A 20,744-nucleotide genomic window follows, 5' to 3' on the forward strand; every position below is an offset into this window, starting at 1 on the left:
TTCAAGCTCTCCGCAGAATGGGAGTCATACGTTGCATATTCATCTTGTTGCCTAGGTTTCTTCATGTCAGTCTTTACCCTGGATCTATGTCAGCCGATTGCCGGCGGACAACAAGGAGAATAACGACATGGAAACGTCGCCACAGGGACGAGCGGTGCGCGTCTGGCTGGGCTATGCCTTGCCGACACTGGCTCCGGCTCCGCATCGGCAGAAACTGTATGACCAGCTTGGCCAGATTTTTATTCCGGCCACGGTTCAGTTTATGGGGCCGTTGGGATTACAGGCCTATATTCCTTCCATCGTACCGACCAGCCGCCATGCGGTGGTGCCTGACGAAATTGCCCTGGTGTTTTACCCGGACCAGGCGACCTACGAGTCGGCGTGCCATGAAAGCTGTGGCGGGCGTGCCTATGCATCGCTGCACAGTACGGTTTTCAGTTTCAGTACAGAGGCGGGCCGGCCGGCGAGCCACAGTGCATTCCCGGCGCAGTTTCGCGGTGACCCCTCCCAGACCGGGGCCATGCAGGTTCTTGATCACGGTGAGAGCTGGCAATCCGGGCGGGTCATCAGCGAAGTGATGGTGCGTACAGAGCAGACGCCAGAGGTATTCCGGGGCGCGGTCTGTAACCGCTTTACGGGCTTGCGGGAGGTATTGCCCACAGGGCTGTCTGGCGTGTTCCTGTACCTGGACGATGATCTCTGTGTCTGTTGGTCGCTTTGGACAAGGAACCCGCAACCGCTGGCCGAGGGGCTGGGCGAACGAGCGTTGCTGAGCGAATCCGTGCCTTGCTCTGTGCCACCTTCCCCCTTTGCTCGCTATGCCGGGCTGCACGTGCAGGCAGGCGATAGCCTGAATCTGCAGTTCGCCACGCGTCTCGCGGTGTCTGCGCCGTCGGAGGAGACCGGCTGATGGGGTTCTCCAACCGGGATTTCACCTTGCTGGACACGCGTCTTTTCAAGGCCTTTATGGCAGCAGCAGAAACGCGCAGTTTTACCCACGCGGCCACGCGGGCTCACATGACGCAATCCGGGGTGAGCCAGCATATTGCCAAGCTGGAAGAGCAGATTGGGGTCACCTTGTTCAAGCGGATCGGCAAGAAGGTGGTGCTCACCGATGCGGGCGATGCGCTGACCCAGTACATTCGCCACCAGATGCTCACCACCCAGCAGTTCATGGATGAAGTGCATGCCATGGAAACCCGAATTGTGGGGCTGGTGTCCTATGCAATGCCGCCCAGTTGCCTGATGTCGCCGCACTTTCCCATGTTGCTGGAGCGACGCCTTGCACACCCGGATATCGAGCTGAAAATTTCCCTTACCTCCACCCAGGATGTGGTGCAGATGGTGCTGGATGACCGGGCCGATTTTGGTTTTGTGACGGAAAAAAATGATCACCCGTTGCTGGAGTACCGGCTGTTCTGCCAGGAAGAATATGTGCTGGTAAGCCGTGATCCGTCTGATGGCAAACGGCCCAGCGAAAGCGTGATACTGGAGCAGGCATTTATCAATTATCCAGGCTCAGGGTATTACTATGATCGCTGGCTCAAGCATGCTCTGCCGGAGCGCTGTAACCTGAATGCCTATTCGTTGACCTATGCCGGGGAAATTAACTCGATTCACGGTGCCATTGATATGGTGGTGGGCGGCCTGGGTGTTGCTGTTCTGCCCAGCCATTGCGTTGCTTCACAGCTGGAAGACGGGACCCTTCATCGCGTGGAAACGGGCAAGCCACTGATGAACAATATCTATATCACCACCATTAAAGGCCACGATTACCCATCCCGGGTGGAACAGGTAATCGACTGGTTTTTCGACATGACACACTGATCAGATCAGTGCGATTAATGGCCCCTGTATGCTGTTGATTACCAGCAGCCGACTGCTTCCCGCGTTCACCGCCTGTTTGGCCTGACAGGTCCAGCCCTGGCAGTCCGTGTGAAAACGATTAACGGTGAGCTGGCCATTACCGGTCTCATAGGCAATAAAGCCGGGTCCTTCCTGCAGGGCAACCGTAGCGGTCTGCGTGGTGTCCATGGACAAGGGGAGCTTGGTGCCCACCGGGTGCGATCCCTGGGAGGGATCGTCCATGTAATGGTCGATGTTCACCGCGTTGTAGCGTGGGTTCATCTTGAAGAAGAAATTCTCCCCGCCCAACGTGAAAAAACTGAAATTCTCCCAGCCTTTTGCCCATTCCTTTTGCCAGGTCATGTCCACGCCAAGCGGGGTGTTGGGAGGTACAGTGAGTTGATAAAGGCGGCTGGTGCCGGTGCTTTTATTGTAGGCCATGAACTGGCAGCTATCCCTGTAAGCAAAGGCATGTACGGTGCTAAATCCGGCGGTAATGTCACCGTAGGTTTTCTGGAAGCGACATTGGTGCGCGAAGTGGTCGGGCATCACGCGGAAGAAATCAAAAATACCGTCTGAATCGTTGTAGGCGAGAAGATGCAGTTGGTTACCCAGCATAAAAGGGCTGAGTTGTTGATACGGTTTCTCCGCATCCAGCTCGATAATGGGGCTAAAGGTATGTGTTTTTTCATCCACCAGAACCATGGACAGCATGCCATTGTGCTGGCTGATGAACAGCTCGCTGCCACGTGCACACAGGCTGCTGGCGTTGCCCAGAATCTGTTCGCCGCTGAAGGGTGCCAGTGGCGTCAGGGTGACCCGGTCCCGTTGTTCCTGGGCACACGCGGAAAACCATTGAATTGCTGTACTCATTATCCTTTCTCCTTTCGGTCAGCTTCGGCGGCCAGCAAGGCCCAGGTGGCCAGTGCGCCGTTGTAACTGGTGTAGAGGCCCTGCTCCCGGTAGATGTAACCGGCCCAGCTGTCCTGCAGTGAGGCGGGCAGGGCGCCATTGATAACCGGGTCGGACACATTGCGCACAAAGCCGAAAGCGATTTTTTGTTGCTGGCATGCCATGCCGACCACGGCATCGTCCATTTCCACCAGGCAACCCAGCTTTTCCAGGCCGTTATCGGTGGTGCCGAACAGGAAGGTGTCGGTGGTGATGATGGGCTGTTCCGTGACCACTTTCAGTTGAGCGGCGGCCGGGTCAGGGTCAATGTGGGAACCGGCGGGGTACTGTGGGCTCACTGGCAGGATCTGTGGCCCACGAGTCTGGAGTACTGCTTTCTGGGCCAGGGACAGATAACGGTTATCTGGCTGCCAGGTGGACGTCACCGTGCTGTGATTAAAACGGGCATTGGCAAAGTGTTTCAGGCAATGGAAATAGGCCTGGTTGGTAATCAAGGCGCTGCCCAGGGCGTCTTCGCTGCGTACGCCGCCGCCGGTACCGATGGACAACAGCAATGAGGGTCGGGCTTCCTGGCAGATCTGTTCAACAAAACGTATTAGCGGTAGCTGGCTGCCATCCTGGGCCAGGTGCATGCCGGATTTGACCAGCAAGACGTTTAAGTCGCCGATGCGGACCTGGCGGAAGCTGCCCCAGCTTTCGTTGTACAACGAAGGCGCGCCGCCCTGGAAGGTCTTGGAGACATCCACCATATATTGATAAATCTGGTAGTAGTCGCGTTGGTAAGACAGCCAGCCTTCCTGCCATTCATGGCTGTGCAACTGATCCGGTGTGAGTGGATCACGCCGGTTGGTGAGTACCTGATTCATGGCGGCCCACTCTGCCAGGGTCCAGGTCATCACGACCACGTCGGCTTTGGGTAAGGGAGAATCGGGTTGGTGGTTTGTGGCTGTTTCAGTATGAGGGATCCGGCTATCCGGAGCGCCCAGGTTCTTCCAGTCCACCGCAGGCAGATGATCGGGGTTTTCAGGTAGCGCCATGATGCGTTGCGCGTTGAGCAGGGTCTCGGGTACCAGAGATGCGTCGAGGCTCATGAATCGTCCTTGTTCTCTTTTTATTGCCGGCTCCCCCCAAGGTACGCTGTGGATCGCTTCCCTGGTTGCCGGGTAGTCTCCATCCTACCCGGTAATTTTTCCCCGATTCATTATCGTTAATGATGGTTGTGATCATCGCGGATAATGCATCTGTGATGATGGATTTCATCACCATCCATAATTTCCCAACGCTGATATTTCGCTCTGATACTGATTGCGCCAAATGGCACATCGTGAGGCATGGAAATGCCCGATAAAAAATATCATCAGGAGAATGATTATGAGCGATATGACGAAAACGCTTTGGGGACAATTCATGACCGCCTTCCAGGATCAGATCAAGATCGAAGGCGTACCGCAAATGTTGACCGGGCCGACCCCGTGGAACTGGGGTGGCAAGAACCCGCCGATGGGCTCGCTGCCGTATCAGCAAGTACAGTTTCTCAATATTGTGCCCGCCAGCCCGCAGGTGGACCCGAATACTTATGGCATGAAGCAGGGATTCGGCGACCAGTACCGCATGTTTCTGAACTGCCTGATGGCCGATGGCGGTGAAGAAGGTCAGGCGTTGCAGCAGAAGATATCGGATGCCTCGCACAACCTGTTTCAGATCCAGTCCAGCGTGAATGTGGCTTATCAGAACTTCAAACAGCAGACCAGCAGCAGCGAGTCATTCGATGACTGGTTGGCCAACGAAGGGCTGGCATCCGCATCGCAGTTGAATCAGGCAAAATCACAACTCAAGGAAGCCAACAGCAATTACACGGAATACTTGCAGAAGCTGCAAGGCCCGATCAAGGACGCGACCAAACGTTATGACGATAACCTGGTGACGGTGATGGGGCAGGATGGTAACCCGGTGAAAGACCAGTCGGCGTTTCAAATCAGTGAAACGCCCTGGGACTATGTTAACCGGATTACCGGTAACAACTTTGGTGGATCCGCTACCGCCGGCTCTGCCAAAACCTTCTCTCTGGATTCCTCCACCAAGCAATGGTCAGACAGCACCGTCTATGGTGAAACAGAACTGGGCGGGCTGTTCGATTTCTTTGGCTTTGAAGCCGGGGGCGAATACAAGAAAGTGTCGACAGAACACTTCTCCAGCCAGTACGACATCAGCTTTGCCTTTGAAGATGTCTCCATCGTCACGGTGACCCCGGGCAACTGGTTTAACGCGGCCATGCCGGCCAACTACCTGAATGGTCCGTTCATGCCGGGTCGTTCCGGTTTCAAAAACGGCGACGATGCCTATTACTTTGGTAAGGGCGGCAACCTGGCACGTATCGTGTCACAGATGATCGTTGGTTATCGCCCAACCATCACTATCAATGCCGGTTCCGAGTTTGCCCAGCAAGTGACTGAAACCATTCGCGGTGAAGGTGGCTTCTTCATCGGACCGTTTGAGTTTGGTGGCGCTGGTGGTTCCGACAGCGATAAGGGCACGGTGAAAGTGGATGGCGAAACCATTACCTGCACCTCCAGCAGTAACTGGGGCACGGTGATTGGTCTGGGTACTAACTGGGTGGTTAACCCCCGCTAGGAGTCGGCTATGCTACAAGTACAACGTATGGGCAATATTAATAATGCGTTTGGCAACATGAATGCAAACCAGGGGCATGATGCCCGGCTTGCCATTAATGCCATCGACTTTGCTGATGTTTGGCGCGGTGCCGGCACTATCGTCAACCAAGGGCTGGTCCGAGTGGATGTTCAGGGCCGCACCGGGGCCGGAGAACAGAACCTGCAGGTCCAGATCAATGGCGTGAACGGTAACAGTACGGTGGCTGCCGCACTGATCGCCGAAAGCGTGCAGGATGCCAGTATCGAGGCGCAGCGGGTGTATGCAGTGCGCAAGATAAAGGACGCCCTGTTCAGCAGCATGAACGATAACCACATTTACCGAGTAACGGGGACGCCGACCTAGCGCAGACCTTGGTAATTGTACTTTTGTACCATTCTGGCCGCCCCTTGGGCGGCCTTTTCTTTTGCAGAAATAACGGGAAGAATGGCCTCTTCGGAAAGCGCAACGGATGGAGTTTGCCCATGCTGAATAACCCGGATATAGGGAAGTTGATTTTACGTCTGTCGTTGGGGCTGATGATGCTGCTACACGGTGTGCACAAACTGCATGCTGGCGTTGGCTGGATTTCAGGTGTCCTGGCGGAACACCATTTGCCGGGGTTTCTTGCCTATGGGGTATTCATTGGCGAAGTCATTGCGCCGGTGATGGTGATTGTGGGTTATCAGACCCGGATTGGCGCCGCGCTGATTGTCGGCAATATGCTGGTCGCCCTGGTTCTGGCCCATATGGGCGAACTGTTCAGCCTGAGTAACACTGGCGGCTGGGCAATCGAGTTGCAGGCGTTCTATCTGTTCACCGCTGCCGCGCTGGTCTTTCTGGGGGCCGGCAAGTACGCCATGAAGAACTGATTAATACGCTGTATGACTACAAGCCCGATGCAGGACGCTAAAAGATAAGACGGTTTCGTCCGTTCTTTTCTTCGTCAGGCATCGGGCTTTTGGTATCAGGCCTCGAAATGCATTAGACCAGACGATTCTTCTCTGTGATCTGGCCGTTCAGTGTCCAGAAATCATAGAGAATCCCCAGCCCGAACAGCCCGGCAGTCAGCAGGTAGACAATACCGGTGATGACCTTGCCCATGTAGAAGCGGTGGATGCCGAAAATGCCGAGAAAGGTGAGCAGAATCCAGCCGATATTGTAATCGACGCTACCGGCTTCATAGCGTGTGTCGGCCGCGTCGTCCATGCCGGGGATCAGGAACAGGTCGATGATCCAGCCGATGAAGAACAACCCGAGAGTAAAAAACCAGAGCGTGCCGGTGAGTTGGCGGCCATAGTAAAAACGGTGAGCGCCCATGAATCCGAAAATCCAGAGTAAGTAACCGATCACCTTGCTGTGCGTGTCCTGATTCTGCATGTGCGATTCCTTGTTGTTAGTAGGGATTACAGGTCGACGTTGAGTGCAGCGCTGGCGGTGTTTGCCTTATTGCGTGCGGCTTCAATGCTGTCAGCTTTGGCCAGCGCTACACCCAGGCGGCGGCTGCCGTTGATGTCCGGCTTGCCGAACAGGCGCACTTCGGTATCCGTGTCGGCAAGGGCGGTGTCCAGGCCACGGTAACGCATGGCCGCTGATTGGCCCTGTACCAGTAGCACGGATGACGCTGAAGGGCCCCGTTGCTCGATCGCCGGCACAGGCAGGCCGAGAATGGCCCGGGCATGCAGGGCGAATTCGGAAAGGGTCTGGGATATCAGTGTTACCAGGCCGGTGTCGTGGGGGCGGGGTGAGACTTCGCTGAAGTACACCTTGTCTCCCTTGATAAATAACTCGACCCCAAAGATGCCCTGGCCGCCCAATGCATCGGTAATCGCCAGCGCCACCTCGCGGGAGCCCTGCAAGGCGGCTTCGCTCATGGGTTGGGGTTGCCAGGATTCCTGGTAGTCGCCGTTCTCCTGCCGGTGGCCGATGGGTGCACAATAGCTGGTCTTTATTTCGTTGCCGGCCTTGTGGCGAACCGTCAGCAGGGTGATTTCGTAGTCGAAGTCCACAAAGCCTTCCACGATGACCCGACCCTGGCCGGCGCGGCCGCCGGATTGCGCGTATTCCCAGGCGGGTAGAACGTCGTCGTCGTTCTTTAACGTGCTTTGCCCCTTGCCAGACGAACTCATGACCGGTTTCACCACGCAGGGAAACCCAATTTCGCGTACGGCCTGTTGATAGTCTGCTTCGTTATCGGCAAAGCGATAAGGGGACGTAGGCAGTGACAGCTCTTCAGCGGCCAGACAGCGGATGCCTTCGCGGTTCATGGTCAATTGGGTTGCCCGGGCAGTGGGCACCACGGTATAGCCTTCCTCTTCGAGTTTGACCAGTTCATCGGTGGCAATGGCCTCGATTTCCGGAACGATCAGTGCCGGTTTCTCCTGTTCGACCAGTGCCCGCAAGGCGGCGCCATCGAGCATGTTGATGACATGGCTGTGTTGCGCCACCTGCATGGCGGGGGCATGGGCGTAGCGGTCTACAGCGATGACTTCGCAGCCATAGCGAATCAATTCCAGGGCGACTTCGCGGCCCAGCTCGCCGGAGCCCAGCAGCATGACGCGGGTGGCGTTGTCGGTGAAAGGGGTGCCAATGACAGTCATAACAGGTCTCAATATGTTCGGTGCCCTGATTGTAATGAAAAGCGGAGCCGGTGCCAGCGGCTGACGGCGTCGTCGGGAATGGAGCGCCACGTTCTGTGCAGGTAGGGCTTGCGGTACACTTCGCCTGTGCGGTGCCAAGCGCGCATTTGCGGGCCTGGAGACAGGATAAGGAGAGCGGGTGGACGATCAATACTGGATGCAGCAAGCCCTGGCCCTGGCGCGCCAGGCTGCAGATAACGGGGAAGTGCCGGTGGGTGCCCTGGTTGTCCGGGATAACCGGTTACTGGGTAAAGGGTATAACCAGCCCATTATCGCCAGCGACCCCAGCGCCCATGCGGAAATAGTGGCCATGCGTAGCGCTGCGCAAGCGGAGCGTAATTACCGGCTTAGTGGCAGTACGCTCTATGTCACCCTGGAACCGTGCACCATGTGTTTTGGTGCCATGGTTCATGCGCGTATCGGCAGGCTTGTGTATGGCGCCAGTGAGCCGCGTGCAGGGGTGTGCGAAAGCCAGCTACAACTGCCGTCGGTGGATTTCTACAATCATCGGATGGACGTGGAGGGGGGCGTGTTGGCAGAAGAGAGTGCGCTACTGCTCAAAGGTTTTTTTGCTGAACGCCGGAAAAAGTAGCGATAGGTGAGATTGAGCGAAACCGGTTAGCGGCTTCGTTCCCACAACGCGGATGGCCGCCACGTTTTTAGCGTGTTGCATGCCCGCGTGAAGCGTGTTGCGGCCGCAGCGCGGCACAAAAAAAGGGCCGGTAAAAACCGGCCCTTTTTTCAGTCAGCGTGATTCCTTACTGGAATTGCGCTTCCTTGGTGGTGGCTTTCATGATGGTTTCCACGCGACGGTTCTCGGCGCGGCCTTCGCTGGTCTTGTTGTCAGCGATGGGCTTCTCTTCGCCGTAACCTACGGTGGTGATGCGGTCCGCGCTTACGTTGTAGTGATCAACAAGTACGGTCTTCACAGCATCTGCACGCTGCTGGGACAGTTTCTTGTTGTAAGCCGCAGAACCGGTGCTGTCAGTGTGACCTTCCAGTACCAGGTTGGCGGACGGGTACTGACGCATACCTTCGGCCAGGTTTTCCAGAGACGGGTAAGAGGTCTGACGAACTTCGGCTTTGTCGTGGCCGAATTCAACGTACAGGGTCTCTTTTACGTCCTTGTCCAGGTACTTCTGACAACCTTTGTCGTCAACCAGTGCACCGGCCGGAGTGTTGGGACATTCGTCCATGCTGTTGACGATGCTGTCGTTATCGTCGTCCAGCTCACAACCCGTCGCATCCACTTGAGCGCCTGCCGGGGTGTTGGCGCACTGATCACGCTCGTCCGGTACACCATCGCCGTCGCTGTCGGAAACGACATTTTCAACCGGCGCCGGCTCTTCTTTCTCGCTGGAACCGCCAATGATGAAGTTCAGGCCTGCATAGACTTCTGCATCCCAGCGTTCGGTGCGGAAGCTATAGTAAGGGCGAGCGCCCACGTCCAAGAGGAAATGCGGGTGCAGCATGGTTTGAAAACCGGTTTCCAGCGTACCGATGGTTTCTTTGAAATCGTTGGAGCTGTCGCTGTTCGGCTCGGTGCGGAACTCACCGGCACCGATACCCACGTAGGGTTCGAATGCGGAGTTGCCGGCAAAGTGTTTGCGGATAGCGCCGTGAGCAATGTTGATGTCCGCGTCGCCAAGCAGATCGGTGTTGGAGTTGTTACGCTCCCACCAACCTTGAACAGACCAGTCACGGTTGAAACGGTAACCCATTTGGGCACCGGGAAGGGTAACTTCGTTTTCGCTGGTGTTTTGGTCAATGTGGTCGCCCACATCCAGCCAGTTTTCGCTGATGTGCCCACCGAAGTAGAAGTACTGTTCGGGGATCTCGTCAGCAATGACAGTGGTGGTCGCGGTGACCGATGCGCAAGCAATGCTCGCCGCTAAAAAGCGTTTAGCGTTCATAAGCTCCTTCCTTGTCTTATTCAGTAGGCAGATCAAACACGGTGCCAGTGTTGGCTAGCCTGTCTCCCATGTAAATCCTCACTACAGAGATTAATAAAAAAATTTACAAATATGGAATTTATTTGGTAGCGGGAAGACACTTTTTTGTAATGTTGTAGTGTGAAAGTATTAACGGGGTAAGGTTTGGTGGGCCCTTAATACTAGGGCGGGCTTAGGCTGGTCACGTCGCCGGTTGATGGCTGTTCAGGAAAGCGCTGGCGGCGACGTTTTTTCACGTCCTTCGTTGCGATTCTGGTAAAGCGCGTAGTCCGCTTCGTTAAGTAGCGGGTTGAGGCTGCGTCCACTGTTTTCTGTGCTGGCGACCCCGATACGGGCGCATACGGTAACCGCTTCCTCGGGCTGTGCGGCAGTGCCCGGGCTGGAAAGCTTGAGATTGCCAGCCAGGGCCTTCAAGCCCTCACCCATGCGGGCGGCATCATCAAAATTGGTGTGGGGAAGTACCAGCAGGAACTGGGCCCCATCAAACCGACCAAAAAGATCACTTTCCCGGATTTTTTCACGAATGCAGTCGGCAAACAGACGAAGCGCTTTTTCCCCTGTGTGGCGGCCGTAGCTATCCAGCAGCTGGGTAAAATCCTCGATTTCAATGAGCAGGATAGAGACGGTGTAATTGTGTCGCTGGCTAAGGGCCAGCTCCCGCTCCAACATGCCCAGCAGATGGGGGCGGTTGAAAAGGCCGGTGAGGTGATCCTCGCGGGCCAGCTGCTGCAGCTGATGGTTGTACCGGTCCAGTGCGATCAATCGGCAGCTGAATAGATAAAGTGGCGGGGCCACCAGTAACAGAGGGAGCAGGGCGGCAAGTACCAGGGGTGACAGCCAGTCGCGTTCACCCACCAGCATGATGGCGATGCTGGTAAGCACGAGGGAGACAAGAATGGAGCTCAAGGTGATGACGGCGGTGCCTTTCAGGGCGGAACGGCGGTCGCTACGACTGACCAGTCTGGCGGACGTCGCTACCACATGAAAAAGCTTGGCCATGCTCGGTAATCCCCAATAAACGTGCTGATTATTATGCCTCTCAGTATCACGTTTGCGTGCATGCCGTGCAATAGCAGGCAGGGGAGGTCATTGATCCAGCAGGTTTTCCTTCAGCGACTGGGAATAGGGCGTTTCGCCAAACCAGATACGCAGGTAGTAGCGGGCAAACGTGGCGCCTGTTTCGCTGGCAAGGGGCTGGTTATTCAGGGCCAGGGTCAGGCCGTCTTCGCGATAGGTCAGGCTGTAGGCGTCGCCATCGGTGATGTCCTGGTAATGACTGTTGAATGCCTGGAAACGGGCCTGGTACCGGTTGAATTCCGTTGCCTGTAGGTTTTTTTCCAGAAAGTTCAGTGCGGCTTTGGCAAAGGCATCGCCAGGAACGTCGCGAAAATAACGGAAAGTCAGCCGCAACGGCGGTGACTGCAGGTCGTCGGTCTGGCAGTCGTGCCGGGACAGGGTGGCTTCGCCCACAGTGATGAAGCGCAGGGCTTTCACATCGCTGCGGGTGCAAACCTGCCAGGGTTGGTCGCTGGCGTTGGCATAACCTGGTGCGGCAGTTGCCGCACCAGCCAGTAGCAGCGCGGCCGGGGTTAGTCGTGCTCTCTTAGCCATCGTGTCATCGGTCCTATTACGGGCAAATGCTGGTCCACGCCCTGGCTGCTGTCCCAGAAATCCTGCTGAAAAACGACTTGCCCCTGCGCGTTGAAACGCAGCTGGCTGATGCCAATGGTGCGAGACAGACGTTCGCTGCCGAGCAGGCTGAAGCGTGCCTCCATGACCCAGCGCAGATACACATCGCTACCGTCTTTGATGATGTGGTTGACGGTCAGGGACATGCTGTTCAGCCCTTCGGCGGTGGCTTGTAAATGCTCTGCCAGCTGGTCGCGCTCGGTCAGCGTGACCAGGGTGTCGTTGAAATACAGGGGATCAGCATAGAGGGTGTCGATCTGTGCAGGGATGGTGCTGGCATCCAGTGGGTTGAAGAACGCAATAAAGCGATCAATTGTCGCTGAATCAACCGGGTGGCCGCTGGGGGCAGACGTGAGCGCCTGTTGATACCGGTCGGTATACCCGTAAGGGCCTTTGGGGGCACTGCTGCAGGCGGTTAATAGCAGCGTCAGCAGCAGTGACAACGATAATGTCATGGGAGCATTCATAAGCTGACTTTGGCGCGGGGGTGGTGAATCGGTTGTGAAGCTGTAAACGCTGAAGTCAGGAGTGGGGCTGGCAACAGGCGTTGCGCCACGATTCACAGCGCTTTGACGAGGGATGCCGCAATGTAAGGCGATGAGACTTCATGCACGCGCCGTCATCGTTAACGTCATTTCGTTCCAGTTGCTCTGGGCGGCCGCGGTGTTGGGGGCGGCGCAGGGTGTGAGTGTGCTGGCCTGGGGCGTGCTGGGCGTCATGGTTGTCGCGCAAGTCGCGCTGACACGCCAGTGGCGCCAGGACCTGCTGTTGATCGCTGCCGGTGGCCTGTTGTGTGTGTTGATGGAGCCGCTGTGGTTACGGCCGGAGGTATTGCAGTACCGCAACTGGGAGCAACACTGGTGGGCGCCACATTGGGTATGGACGTTGTGGCTGGGCTTTGCGGTGAGTTTTCGCTATAGCTTGAATTGGCTGTGTGGCCGACCGGTACTGGCCGCGTTGTTAGGCGCCCTGGGAGGCGTGTTTTCCGTCACCATGGGCATTCGCCTGGGGGCGGCGACTGCGCCACAGGGCTGGCTGTTGCTGGCAATGGTTTACGGTGTCAGTTGGGCGATAGCGGTACCGTTGCTGGCGCAGGTTGCGACGATCACAAAACAGGGAACCAAACATGCCTGAAATCCATTACTTGTTGCTTATCGCCTTGCTGATTGTGTCCACCGTACTGTGGCTGCAACAACGCCAGACACGCAACGCCGGTTGGGTGGATGTGTTCTGGGCCTGGTCGGTGGGCATTGTCGGAATGAGTTTTCTGGTGACCGGAAACGGAGCCTTGGTTCCCCGTGTGGCGGCAGGCGTGCTGTTATTGTTGTGGTCATTGCGTCTGGGGAGCCATATTTTTCAGCGGGTTAGCCAGGAAAGCGCGGAGGACGGCCGTTACGCCGCCATGCGCGAGGCGCTGGGCAGTAAGGCGCAGCCGGTGTTTCTGGTGTTTTACTGGGGTCAGGCACTACTGGCCTGGGGTTTTGCACTTACTTTCTGGGTAGTGGCCGAGCAGGATCAGTTTGCGCCCCCCCTTGTGCTGCTGGGCGTTGCGATCGGATTGCTGGCCATCGCCGGGGAAGCGCTGGCAGACAAACAGTTGGCAGCTTTCAAAAAGCGCCCGGACAGCAAGGGCAAAACCTGCCGTGAAGGGTTCTGGCGCTACAGTCGCCATCCCAACTATTTCTGCGAGTGGTTGCACTGGGTCAGTTACCCGGTGATTGCCATCGGTGCGCCGCATGCGGGTTGGCTGTGGGTATTGCCCCTGGCCATGTTCGTGTTCCTGTGGTTCGTCACGGGGATTCCTTATACCGAAAAGCAGGCGCTCAAATCCCGCGGCGATGACTACCGCGATTATCAGCGCACAACCAGTGCGTTCTTTCCCTGGAGACCCAAATCATGATGATTCAAATGGCGGAATCCGGGCTGTTGCCCGATGGATTGGTGCGTTTTGGTATTCGCCGCCTGCTGGGGCAGCGCCTGGAACAGGAAAAACAACGCAGTAACCGCCAGACGTTCGAAGAGGCCTTGCGACAGGGGCCTGTTGCGGTGGGGCAGGACGAGGCCAATGAGCAGCACTATGAAGTGGATGCCCGTTTCTATGAGCAGGTGCTGGGCCCCTATCTGAAATATTCCAGCGGTTATTGGCCGAATGCCTCAAGCACCCTGGAAGACGCAGAACGAACCATGCTGGCAATGACCTGTGAGCGGGCAGAGCTGGAAGATGGCCAGGACGTGCTGGAAATGGGCTGTGGCTGGGGATCGCTGACATTATGGATGGCGCAGCAGTATCCCAACAGCCGGATTACCGCGATTTCCAATTCGTCATCCCAACGGGCCTTTATTCTTGGCCGTGCCGCAGAGCGGGGCCTGAGCAATGTGGATGTGATCACTGCGGATGCTTCCGTGTACCAGCCGCAGCAGCCCTATGATCGGGTGGTGTCGGTGGAAATGTTCGAGCACATGCGTAATCACAAAACCCTGATGTCGCGTATTCATGATTGGTTGAAGCCGGGTGGCAAGCTTTTCATTCATGTGTTCTGCCATCGTGATCTGACCTACCTGTTCGAAACCGAGGGCAGCAAGGACTGGATGGCCAAGTACTTCTTTACCGGTGGCATGATGCCGGCCTATGACTGGCTGCCACATTGTGCCGGTGATCTTCAGGAGGAGCAGCGCTGGGCAGTGAATGGCACCCACTATGCGCGCACTCTGGAGGCCTGGCTGGTACTAGCCGATGAAAAACAGGCCGCGCTGACCCGGCTGCTGGACGACCTTTACGGTAAAGGACAGGGGAAGGTATGGCTGCAACGCTGGCGTATGTTTTTCATGGCGTGTGCGGAGCTGTTTAACTATGGTGGGGGCGAAGAGTGGTTCGTTGCGCACTACCGTTTCGCCAAGCCTGTGGCGAATTGAGCGCTGTTTTCGCGAGCCATGGTGAATAGCCATAAAACGAGCAAGGCATGAAAAAAACCGGCGTTCAGCACCGTCTTACCCGCGTCTATCTGGTTCAATTGCTGTTGATCAGCCTGGCCACTGTGCTGGGGGTGTGGGCGACGGCCAATATCATCGAGCATGTGCTGGTCAAGCAGGCACTGATCAAGGAAGCCGACCACTATTGGTCGTTGGTGGAGGAAAATCCCACCCAGCCGCGTCCCAATACCCGGCATCTGCTTGGCCTGCTGAGCAGTGATGCGGTGCAGGACCCGGTTCCTGACGTGTTGGCGGATTTGCCCGATGGCTATCAGCGTGTGGATCTGGCCGGTGAGCGGCCCATTGTGTATATCGAGCATCGCGACGGCGCCCGGCTGTATCTGATTTTTGATGAAAAACGGGTGTCGGTGCTGGCGTTCCTGTTTGGCATCCTGCCGTTAACCGGTGTGCTGTTGGTGATCTATATCACCTCGTTTCTCGGTTGGAAAAAATCCCGCGATTTATTGTCCCCTCTTGTGCAGCTTTCTGATGCGTTGCGGCATACCCCGGTGAATGACCCCAGTGTGGCCCGCCCGGACCTGAGTGACATTGCTGCGGATTCGGGTAGTGAAGTGGCGGTATTGGTGGCGGCGCTGGATGGCTATGCCGACCGGCTGGTGTCATTTGTGGAGCGTGAACGTCAGTTTACCCGCGATGCCAGCCATGAATTACGCACGCCACTGGCAGTGTTTCGCGCCAATCTGGAATTACTGGTGACACAGGTGGGTGACCGCCCTCTGATTCGGCGTATGGATGATACCGTCGATGACATGGAAGCGACCCTGGAAACATTGCTGATGCTGGCGCGCACGGAGCAACACAGCCAGCAGAGTGAGGATGTGATCGTCAACGATCTGGCGGTGAACCTGATTGAACGCCTGAACCCGCTGGCCGAGCGTAAGCAAATTCGCTTGCAGGTCAGGCAGACGGCGCTACTGAGCGTGAACTGCCCGGAGGCGGCACTCACGATCGTGCTGACGAACCTGGTCCGCAATGCCATCAACTACAGTGGTTCTGGTGATGTCACCATCGTGGTGATGGATAAGGCCGTGCAGGTTGTGGATTATGGCGCGGGCATGGATGCGGATGAACTGGCCCGGGTGCTGCAACCCTTTGAGCGCGGCGGAAGCCTGGAAGGGGGGCATGGCCTGGGGCTGGCCATTGTGCAGCGCTTGTGTGAACGCTATGACTGGGAGCTGATGGTTGCCAGTGAGCCGGGTAAGGGAACCGAGGTTCGGGTGCAATTTTCCTGAGGCGCGTTTCAGCACACCGTTAACGTTACTGCGCCGAAGCCTGTGATGAAGGATCAATGCGCACCAGTAATTGCTTGGCGTTCAGGGCGTCGCGAATACGATGAATCACGCGCTGGGCTTTTTCTTCGTTGGTGTCGGCCAGAAGAATACCAAAATGGTTTTTGCCCAGATGGGCGATGCTGTCTTGCTCGCGCAGCAGCGCTGCCAGGGAATCGGCGATCATCATGCTGTCGCTGTCCTCTGGCGCTTGCAGGTAGAGCGTTGATGATTCCATGCCGAAATCCCGGCTGTGCTGTTGCTCCTGTGCCTTGATGTCCGCCCAGCCTTGTTCTCCGGGCAGGCCGGTATCGGCACAGCGATCAGGGTGTTCCACAAAAATGCTGACCCGCTGTTGTTGTGCTTCCTGCAGGGCATTACTGAGCAGAAAACCGATCAGGCGGGCTTCGTGCTGCAAAGCGGGCAGAGCCTGCTCCAGTGACGGATCCTGAGGGTTGGGATCCAGCGCGCAAAGGGTGCCGAACAGCTGGTTGTCCCGATCCACAAGCGGCAACCCGATGTAGGCGCCGATGGTCAGGTCGCTGTTGATGGGGACATCGTTGTAGCTGGGGGTATGCTGAGCATCGGTGGCAATGCAGGGGGCGCCCAGTTCCACCATCCGGACACAGTAGCTTTTTTGCCATTGCAGGCGGTGACCCTGTGCCAGCCCATAGTGATCGTCGCGGGCACGCAGTATCACCAGATCGTCGTCGCGCAGGCGGGTGATCATCCACAGGGCCATGCCGAAGCGCTGTTGCAGTTCGGCAAGGTGGGCGTCCAGTAATTCCTGGCAGGAAGAATAGCTGGCTAACGGTGTGTCAGTTTGGTCGGCTGGCATAAATAGGGAAAATGGCTTTTTCCCTATTCTCAGCCGGGTTCCTATCAATGTGCAAGTGCGCAGCGCCTTACTGTGCGGTTTCCGGTGTTGCCTGAATGCTGAAGCCGACACCGGGCAAGGTGTTGAGCAATGCATGCTCGAAAGGTTTGTCCACGGCTTTGCGCAAATTATACAGGTGGCTGCGCAAGGCATCGGAGTCGGGCACCAGGTCGCCCCACAGTTCGTGCTCCAGTTGTTCCCGGCTGACCACCTTGGGGGATTCGCGCATCAGAATGCGCAGAATGCGAAAGGCGGTGGGGGAAAGTTTCAGCAACTGGCCGTCACGGCGTACTTCCTGGCGGGCCGGGTCCAGTTCAAGATCGGCAATCTGCAGGGTGTTGGCGGTAACTTCCTTGCGCTGCCGGCGTACCAGGGCAGCAACACGGGCAGAAAGCTCCGGCAGGGCGAAGGGTTTGACGATGTAATCGTCGCCGCCACGATCAAACCCCTCCAGCTTGTCTTCCAGTTGATCCCGGGCCGTCATGAAAATCACCGGCATATCCAGCGCCAGCTCCTTGCGCAGGTACTGGCAGAAGCTGTAACCGTCTTCGCCGGGCAGCATGACGTCCAGCAGCATCAGGTCGTAGTGATGTTCCTGAACCAGCTCCCGGGCCAGCCGCGTGTTGCCGGCATAATCCACACTGGCGCCTTCCTGCTCCAGGTATTCGAGTACGGTCTGGGCCAGTTGGCGATGGTCTTCTACCAGTAGAATGGACAGGTTATTCACAGGACTCTCCTTGTTTATCTGTGAGTATCCTCACGGCTTGCGCGTCAAGGTTCCGTCAATTGTCTTCACGCGCATCGATCGGTCCACTTTCAGCGGTTTCTTTCCACCGCGCAATCCGCAGGCGATCAACGGTCGAACAGAAACAGCACCAAGGAGTTATTCAGAGGTTCCTTAGTCATTCAGGGCGCCGGTGCGGGCAAAGCGCTGTCGGTAGTGGCTGGGGGACAGGCCGGTATGCCGTTTGAATAACCGTGAAAAACTGCTGACATCCTGGTAGCCCACTTGCTCGGAGAGTTTGGCCAGGTTGTTGGTACCTCGTTCCAGCATTTTTCGGGCAGCCTCGATGCGCACTCGTTGCAGGTACTGCAATGGTGGTTCGCCCAGTGTGGTGGTGAAGCGGCGCTGTAACTGACGCGGACTTAAATGCACGCGTTCGGCCAATTGCCCTAGGCTGGTATTTTCCTTGTAGTGCTCATGAATCCAGCCCTGAATGGCCTGCACCTGATCGTCTTGATGATAGGTATGTGCCGGCAGCCCGGCGTAGATGCTTTGCAGATCGTTACGCACATCGATGACAAACGCCCGGGCCAGTTCCCGGGCCAGATCGGCACCGCAAAAACGTTCTACCAACAGGATCGTCAGGTCACGCCAGGCGGTTCCGCCCCCGGCGCAGAAAATGTTGCCGTCGCGGGTAATCAATTCCCGTTCATTCAGATTCACCTGCGGGTAGCGATGGCGAAATTCCTGGCTGAAGCCCCAGTGGGTGGTGGCCGTTTTGTCATCCAGTAAACCGGCTTCAGCCAACAGGAAAGCGCCGGTACAGTTACTGGCCAGATCGGCGCCGCCTTGATGCAGAAAACGCAGCCAGGGCAGTGCATCCTGTTCCTGGGCGAGCACGGTTTCAATTTTTCCGCCAATGGTCGGCACCACCACCAGATCGGCCTGATCCATCTGTTCCAGGGAGCAATTCACGGCCATGCGAATGCCATTGGTGCAGCGCACCGGGTTGCCGCCGCGAGACACAATCTGAACCTTGAACTGCTGGTCCAGGGGTTGCCCGTGGATGCGGTTCCAGGTCACCCCGGTCAGATTGAGGAGATCTACCACCCCGGTGAGGGCAGAGGCAAAAACGCCGTCAAAGGCTAATACTGCTACCGTGAACATATGTCGTGTTCCACCATGAATTAGTCATAGGCGACAATGCCAGACACAGCCTAACGATGGCAAGCTGTTGTCCAAAATAACCGGAGCGCTATTGTGAGTGATGTGATTCTCGACCGCCGTGACTTGAGCTTTCAGCTTTTTGAGGTGCTGGACACCGACAGCCTGTTCGCCCGCCCGCGTTTTGAAGATCACAGCCGCGAGACCATCGAAGCGGCACTTGATACCGCAGAAAAACTGGCACGGGAAAAATTCGCCAACCACAACGCGCTGTCCGACAAGGAAGAGCCTACTTTTGTGGATGGCAAAGTGGTAATGCGCCCGGAAGTGAAGGAGGCTTTCGACGCCTATATCAACGCCGGTTTTCTCTCTTCCCGGGCCAGCTTTGAAGAAGGCGGGATGCAGCTACCTGAAATTGCTGCTGCGGCCTGTAAAGGTATGTTCACCTGCGTGAACCCCAGTTCTACCGGCTACGCTTTCCTGACAGCGGCGGCGGCCAACGTGATCCGCAACTTCGGTAGTGACACCCTGAAAACCCGCTTCCTGGAACCAATGATGGCAGGGCGTTTCACCGGGACCATGGCCCTGACCGAGCCCCATGCCGGCTCTTCCCTTACCGATATCCGCACCCGTGCGGTGCCCCAGGATGACGGTAGCTACCGGCTCAAGGGCAACAAGATTTTTATTTCCGGCGGTGAAAATGAACTGGCGGATAATATCGTCCATCTGGTGTTGGCAAAGATTCCCGGCGGCCCGGAAGGGGTGAAGGGAATTTCCCTGTTTGTGGTGCCCAAATACCGTCTTGATGACGACGGTAATCCGGATGCGCGCAACGATGTGATTCTGGCAGGACTGATTCACAAGCTGGGCTACCGTGGCACCACCAGCACCGCTCTGACGTTTGGTGACGGCGATGATTGCCATGGCTATCTGGTGGGTGAACCTCATCAGGGCCTGCGTTACATGTTCCAGATGATGAACGAAGCCCGTGTGGGTGTAGGGTTTGGTGCGGGATTGCTGGGTTATCGCGGTTACCGGTTTGCGCTGGATTATGCCCGTGACCGTGTGCAGGGCCGCCATCCGGATGATGCCGATTTTTCCAAGCCACAGGTGCCGATCATTGAGCATGCTGATGTGAAACGGCTGCTGCTCACCCAGAAAGCCTATGCGGAAGCGGCAATTGCCATGAGCCTGTACGGCTACCGTCTGGTTGACGAGATCCAGACCGGGGAAGAGGCGGCCGCCAAAGAGGCAGAGCTACTGCTTGATTTGCTGACTCCGGTATTGAAAACCTGGCCTTCTGAGTTTGGTTTGAAAGCCAATGATATGGCGATCCAGGTCTTCGGGGGCGCGGGTTACACCCGTGAATATCCGGTGGAACAGGTGTGGCGTGATAACCGCCTTAACCCGATTCATGAAGGTACGACGGGTGTGCATGGGCTGGATTTGCTGGGCCGTAAAGTGTGGATGGACAATGGCAAGGGCATGATGCTGCTGGCCAGTCGCATCATGGCCGATGTGCAAGCCACCACGGATGAACGCTGCAAGCCCATGGCCGAGGCGTTACAGGCCATGCTGCCGAACATTGAAAAGGCCACCCAGGCGGTGGGCAAGCAAATGGCCAGCGATGGTCCGCGTGCGGCATTATCCAATGCCAACGCCTACTTGCAGTTGCTGGGTCATACTGTGGCCGCGTGGATGTGGTTACGCCAGGCCAATGCGGCGGTGGCGCTGAGCAATCCTGACGATGCGATTTTTGCCAAAGGAAAATTGCAGGCTGCACGTTATTTCTTCCGCTGGGAGTTGCCCCGGGTGGAATGGGATGCTCAACAGCTGATTAATGGCGACGATACCTTTATGGAGATGGATCCAGGCTGGTTCTGATTATGTCCTGATCATGGCTTTGCCGTGGTCACTGGACCAACCGAGTGTGCCTATCGTCATCAGGCTCGGGACCTGCCTTTGGCAGGAGATGCTATGACGGTATTTTTGAGCCCCCGCCAGGGGGCTTTTTTTTTGCCGTTTTTTTGCCGC

At 56.8% G+C, this 20,744-nt stretch carries 22 protein-coding genes; 11 read left to right on the forward strand and 11 right to left on the reverse strand.

Features of this window, described 5'->3' with window-relative positions:
- The first annotated feature begins 127 nt into the window (after positions 1 to 127).
- Positions 128 to 910 carry a hypothetical protein gene (locus tag ADG881_RS16070; RefSeq protein WP_039926978.1) on the forward strand — a complete coding sequence of 261 codons (783 nt, stop codon included), beginning with the start codon at positions 128 to 130 and terminating at the stop codon, positions 908 to 910.
- A complete protein-coding gene (locus ADG881_RS16075; RefSeq protein ID WP_007151201.1) occupies positions 910 to 1,827 on the forward strand; it encodes a LysR family transcriptional regulator in 918 nt (305 codons plus the stop codon). The genes ADG881_RS16070 and ADG881_RS16075 overlap by 1 nt, the downstream gene beginning before the upstream one ends.
- Here the strand turns inward: ADG881_RS16075 and ADG881_RS16080 are convergent, their stop codons facing one another.
- Both ADG881_RS16080 and ADG881_RS16085 read right to left on the reverse strand, forming a co-directional pair.
- Complete coding sequence (locus ADG881_RS16080; protein WP_039926979.1) at positions 1,828 to 2,718, reverse strand: hypothetical protein; 891 nt, start codon at positions 2,716 to 2,718, stop codon at positions 1,828 to 1,830.
- Positions 2,718 to 3,848: a hypothetical protein gene (locus ADG881_RS16085; protein WP_007151436.1), complete on the reverse strand. Its 1,131-nt coding sequence runs from the start codon at positions 3,846 to 3,848 to the stop codon at positions 2,718 to 2,720. The genes ADG881_RS16080 and ADG881_RS16085 overlap by 1 nt, the downstream gene beginning before the upstream one ends.
- A 280-nt stretch (positions 3,849 to 4,128) precedes the next feature.
- Here ADG881_RS16085 and ADG881_RS16090 point away from each other — a divergent pair, with 280 nt between their 5' ends.
- From ADG881_RS16090 to ADG881_RS16100, 3 genes are all read left to right on the forward strand, one after another.
- Complete coding sequence (locus ADG881_RS16090) at positions 4,129 to 5,388, forward strand: hypothetical protein (protein ID WP_007150521.1); 1,260 nt, start codon at positions 4,129 to 4,131, stop codon at positions 5,386 to 5,388.
- A 9-nt stretch (positions 5,389 to 5,397) separates the two neighbouring features.
- Positions 5,398 to 5,772: a hypothetical protein gene (locus tag ADG881_RS16095; protein ID WP_156790439.1), complete on the forward strand. Its 375-nt coding sequence runs from the start codon at positions 5,398 to 5,400 to the stop codon at positions 5,770 to 5,772.
- 119 nt (positions 5,773 to 5,891) lie between these two features.
- Positions 5,892 to 6,278, forward strand: coding sequence for a DoxX family protein (locus ADG881_RS16100; RefSeq protein ID WP_007149099.1), 387 nt, complete (start codon positions 5,892 to 5,894; stop codon positions 6,276 to 6,278).
- A 112-nt stretch (positions 6,279 to 6,390) separates the two neighbouring features.
- Here the strand turns inward: ADG881_RS16100 and ADG881_RS16105 are convergent, their stop codons facing one another.
- Positions 6,391 to 6,786, reverse strand: a complete 396-nt coding sequence (locus ADG881_RS16105; RefSeq protein ID WP_007151631.1) for a TM2 domain-containing protein — start codon at positions 6,784 to 6,786, stop codon at positions 6,391 to 6,393.
- A 26-nt stretch (positions 6,787 to 6,812) separates the two neighbouring features.
- On the reverse strand, positions 6,813 to 8,006 hold the full coding sequence (purT, locus tag ADG881_RS16110) for a formate-dependent phosphoribosylglycinamide formyltransferase (protein WP_007149696.1): 1,194 nt from the start codon (positions 8,004 to 8,006) through the stop codon (positions 6,813 to 6,815).
- Between the two features lie 178 nt (positions 8,007 to 8,184).
- Between purT and tadA the strand changes: the two genes are divergently transcribed.
- Positions 8,185 to 8,637, forward strand: coding sequence for a tRNA adenosine(34) deaminase TadA (gene tadA / locus ADG881_RS16115; protein ID WP_007150869.1), 453 nt, complete (start codon positions 8,185 to 8,187; stop codon positions 8,635 to 8,637).
- Positions 8,638 to 8,803: 166 nt separating this feature from the next.
- Here the strand turns inward: tadA and ADG881_RS16120 are convergent, their stop codons facing one another.
- From ADG881_RS16120 to ADG881_RS16135, 4 genes are all read right to left on the reverse strand, one after another.
- Complete coding sequence (locus ADG881_RS16120) at positions 8,804 to 9,958, reverse strand: OmpA family protein (protein WP_007150491.1); 1,155 nt, start codon at positions 9,956 to 9,958, stop codon at positions 8,804 to 8,806.
- A 243-nt stretch (positions 9,959 to 10,201) separates the two neighbouring features.
- Positions 10,202 to 10,996 (reverse strand): GGDEF domain-containing protein, encoded by a 795-nt coding sequence (locus ADG881_RS16125; protein ID WP_007150492.1) that lies wholly within the window; start codon positions 10,994 to 10,996, stop codon positions 10,202 to 10,204.
- 87 nt (positions 10,997 to 11,083) lie between these two features.
- On the reverse strand, positions 11,084 to 11,608 hold the full coding sequence (locus tag ADG881_RS16130) for a chalcone isomerase family protein (RefSeq protein ID WP_007151065.1): 525 nt from the start codon (positions 11,606 to 11,608) through the stop codon (positions 11,084 to 11,086).
- Positions 11,587 to 12,141 carry a nuclear transport factor 2 family protein gene (locus tag ADG881_RS16135; protein ID WP_230457751.1) on the reverse strand — a complete coding sequence of 185 codons (555 nt, stop codon included), beginning with the start codon at positions 12,139 to 12,141 and terminating at the stop codon, positions 11,587 to 11,589. Before ADG881_RS16135 ends, ADG881_RS16130 begins: the two co-directional genes overlap by 22 nt.
- A 142-nt stretch (positions 12,142 to 12,283) precedes the next feature.
- Here ADG881_RS16135 and ADG881_RS16140 point away from each other — a divergent pair, with 142 nt between their 5' ends.
- The 4 genes from ADG881_RS16140 to ADG881_RS16155 are packed head-to-tail and all read left to right on the forward strand — an operon-like array spanning position 12,284 to position 15,909.
- On the forward strand, positions 12,284 to 12,820 hold the full coding sequence (locus tag ADG881_RS16140) for a DUF2878 domain-containing protein (protein WP_007149750.1): 537 nt from the start codon (positions 12,284 to 12,286) through the stop codon (positions 12,818 to 12,820).
- On the forward strand, positions 12,813 to 13,586 hold the full coding sequence (locus ADG881_RS16145; protein ID WP_007149313.1) for a DUF1295 domain-containing protein: 774 nt from the start codon (positions 12,813 to 12,815) through the stop codon (positions 13,584 to 13,586). The genes ADG881_RS16140 and ADG881_RS16145 overlap by 8 nt, the downstream gene beginning before the upstream one ends.
- Positions 13,583 to 14,599: a cyclopropane-fatty-acyl-phospholipid synthase family protein gene (locus tag ADG881_RS16150; RefSeq protein ID WP_007149214.1), complete on the forward strand. Its 1,017-nt coding sequence runs from the start codon at positions 13,583 to 13,585 to the stop codon at positions 14,597 to 14,599. The genes ADG881_RS16145 and ADG881_RS16150 overlap by 4 nt, the downstream gene beginning before the upstream one ends.
- 47 nt (positions 14,600 to 14,646) lie before the next feature.
- A complete protein-coding gene (locus tag ADG881_RS16155; protein WP_007151100.1) occupies positions 14,647 to 15,909 on the forward strand; it encodes a HAMP domain-containing sensor histidine kinase in 1,263 nt (420 codons plus the stop codon).
- A gap of 25 nt (positions 15,910 to 15,934) precedes the next feature.
- Here the strand turns inward: ADG881_RS16155 and ADG881_RS16160 are convergent, their stop codons facing one another.
- The 3 genes from ADG881_RS16160 to ADG881_RS16170 form a co-directional block, all read right to left on the reverse strand.
- Positions 15,935 to 16,783 carry a GAF domain-containing protein gene (locus ADG881_RS16160; protein WP_007150305.1) on the reverse strand — a complete coding sequence of 283 codons (849 nt, stop codon included), beginning with the start codon at positions 16,781 to 16,783 and terminating at the stop codon, positions 15,935 to 15,937.
- A 67-nt stretch (positions 16,784 to 16,850) separates the two neighbouring features.
- A complete protein-coding gene (locus ADG881_RS16165) occupies positions 16,851 to 17,549 on the reverse strand; it encodes a response regulator transcription factor (protein ID WP_007149056.1) in 699 nt (232 codons plus the stop codon).
- 171 nt (positions 17,550 to 17,720) lie between these two features.
- Entirely contained in the window at positions 17,721 to 18,713 is a 993-nt protein-coding gene (locus ADG881_RS16170; RefSeq protein WP_007148430.1) for a GlxA family transcriptional regulator, read from the reverse strand.
- A 93-nt stretch (positions 18,714 to 18,806) separates the two neighbouring features.
- Between ADG881_RS16170 and ADG881_RS16175 the strand changes: the two genes are divergently transcribed.
- Entirely contained in the window at positions 18,807 to 20,594 is a 1,788-nt protein-coding gene (locus tag ADG881_RS16175) for an acyl-CoA dehydrogenase (protein ID WP_007148725.1), read from the forward strand.
- The last annotated feature ends 150 nt before the right edge of the window (positions 20,595 to 20,744 follow it).

It is taken from the genome of Alcanivorax sp. DG881, assembly GCF_000155615.1.
Lineage (GTDB): Bacteria > Pseudomonadota > Gammaproteobacteria > Pseudomonadales > Alcanivoracaceae > Alcanivorax.

Coding starts and splice junctions, on each gene's coding strand:
- ADG881_RS16070 (WP_039926978.1), top strand. CDS start 128: ATGGAAACGTCGCCACAGGGACGAGCGGTGCGCGTCTGGCTGGGCTAT.
- ADG881_RS16075 (WP_007151201.1), top strand. CDS start 910: ATGGGGTTCTCCAACCGGGATTTCACCTTGCTGGACACGCGTCTTTTC.
- ADG881_RS16080 (WP_039926979.1), bottom strand. CDS start 2,718: ATGAGTACAGCAATTCAATGGTTTTCCGCGTGTGCCCAGGAACAACGG.
- ADG881_RS16085 (WP_007151436.1), bottom strand. CDS start 3,848: ATGAGCCTCGACGCATCTCTGGTACCCGAGACCCTGCTCAACGCGCAA.
- ADG881_RS16090 (WP_007150521.1), top strand. CDS start 4,129: ATGAGCGATATGACGAAAACGCTTTGGGGACAATTCATGACCGCCTTC.
- ADG881_RS16095 (WP_156790439.1), top strand. CDS start 5,398: ATGCTACAAGTACAACGTATGGGCAATATTAATAATGCGTTTGGCAAC.
- ADG881_RS16100 (WP_007149099.1), top strand. CDS start 5,892: ATGCTGAATAACCCGGATATAGGGAAGTTGATTTTACGTCTGTCGTTG.
- ADG881_RS16105 (WP_007151631.1), bottom strand. CDS start 6,786: ATGCAGAATCAGGACACGCACAGCAAGGTGATCGGTTACTTACTCTGG.
- purT (WP_007149696.1), bottom strand. CDS start 8,006: ATGACTGTCATTGGCACCCCTTTCACCGACAACGCCACCCGCGTCATG.
- ADG881_RS16120 (WP_007150491.1), bottom strand. CDS start 9,958: ATGAACGCTAAACGCTTTTTAGCGGCGAGCATTGCTTGCGCATCGGTC.
- ADG881_RS16125 (WP_007150492.1), bottom strand. CDS start 10,996: ATGGCCAAGCTTTTTCATGTGGTAGCGACGTCCGCCAGACTGGTCAGT.
- ADG881_RS16130 (WP_007151065.1), bottom strand. CDS start 11,608: ATGGCTAAGAGAGCACGACTAACCCCGGCCGCGCTGCTACTGGCTGGT.
- ADG881_RS16135 (WP_230457751.1), bottom strand. CDS start 12,141: ATGACATTATCGTTGTCACTGCTGCTGACGCTGCTATTAACCGCCTGC.
- ADG881_RS16140 (WP_007149750.1), top strand. CDS start 12,284: ATGAGACTTCATGCACGCGCCGTCATCGTTAACGTCATTTCGTTCCAG.
- ADG881_RS16145 (WP_007149313.1), top strand. CDS start 12,813: ATGCCTGAAATCCATTACTTGTTGCTTATCGCCTTGCTGATTGTGTCC.
- ADG881_RS16150 (WP_007149214.1), top strand. CDS start 13,583: ATGATGATTCAAATGGCGGAATCCGGGCTGTTGCCCGATGGATTGGTG.
- ADG881_RS16155 (WP_007151100.1), top strand. CDS start 14,647: ATGAAAAAAACCGGCGTTCAGCACCGTCTTACCCGCGTCTATCTGGTT.
- ADG881_RS16160 (WP_007150305.1), bottom strand. CDS start 16,783: ATGCCAGCCGACCAAACTGACACACCGTTAGCCAGCTATTCTTCCTGC.
- ADG881_RS16170 (WP_007148430.1), bottom strand. CDS start 18,713: ATGTTCACGGTAGCAGTATTAGCCTTTGACGGCGTTTTTGCCTCTGCC.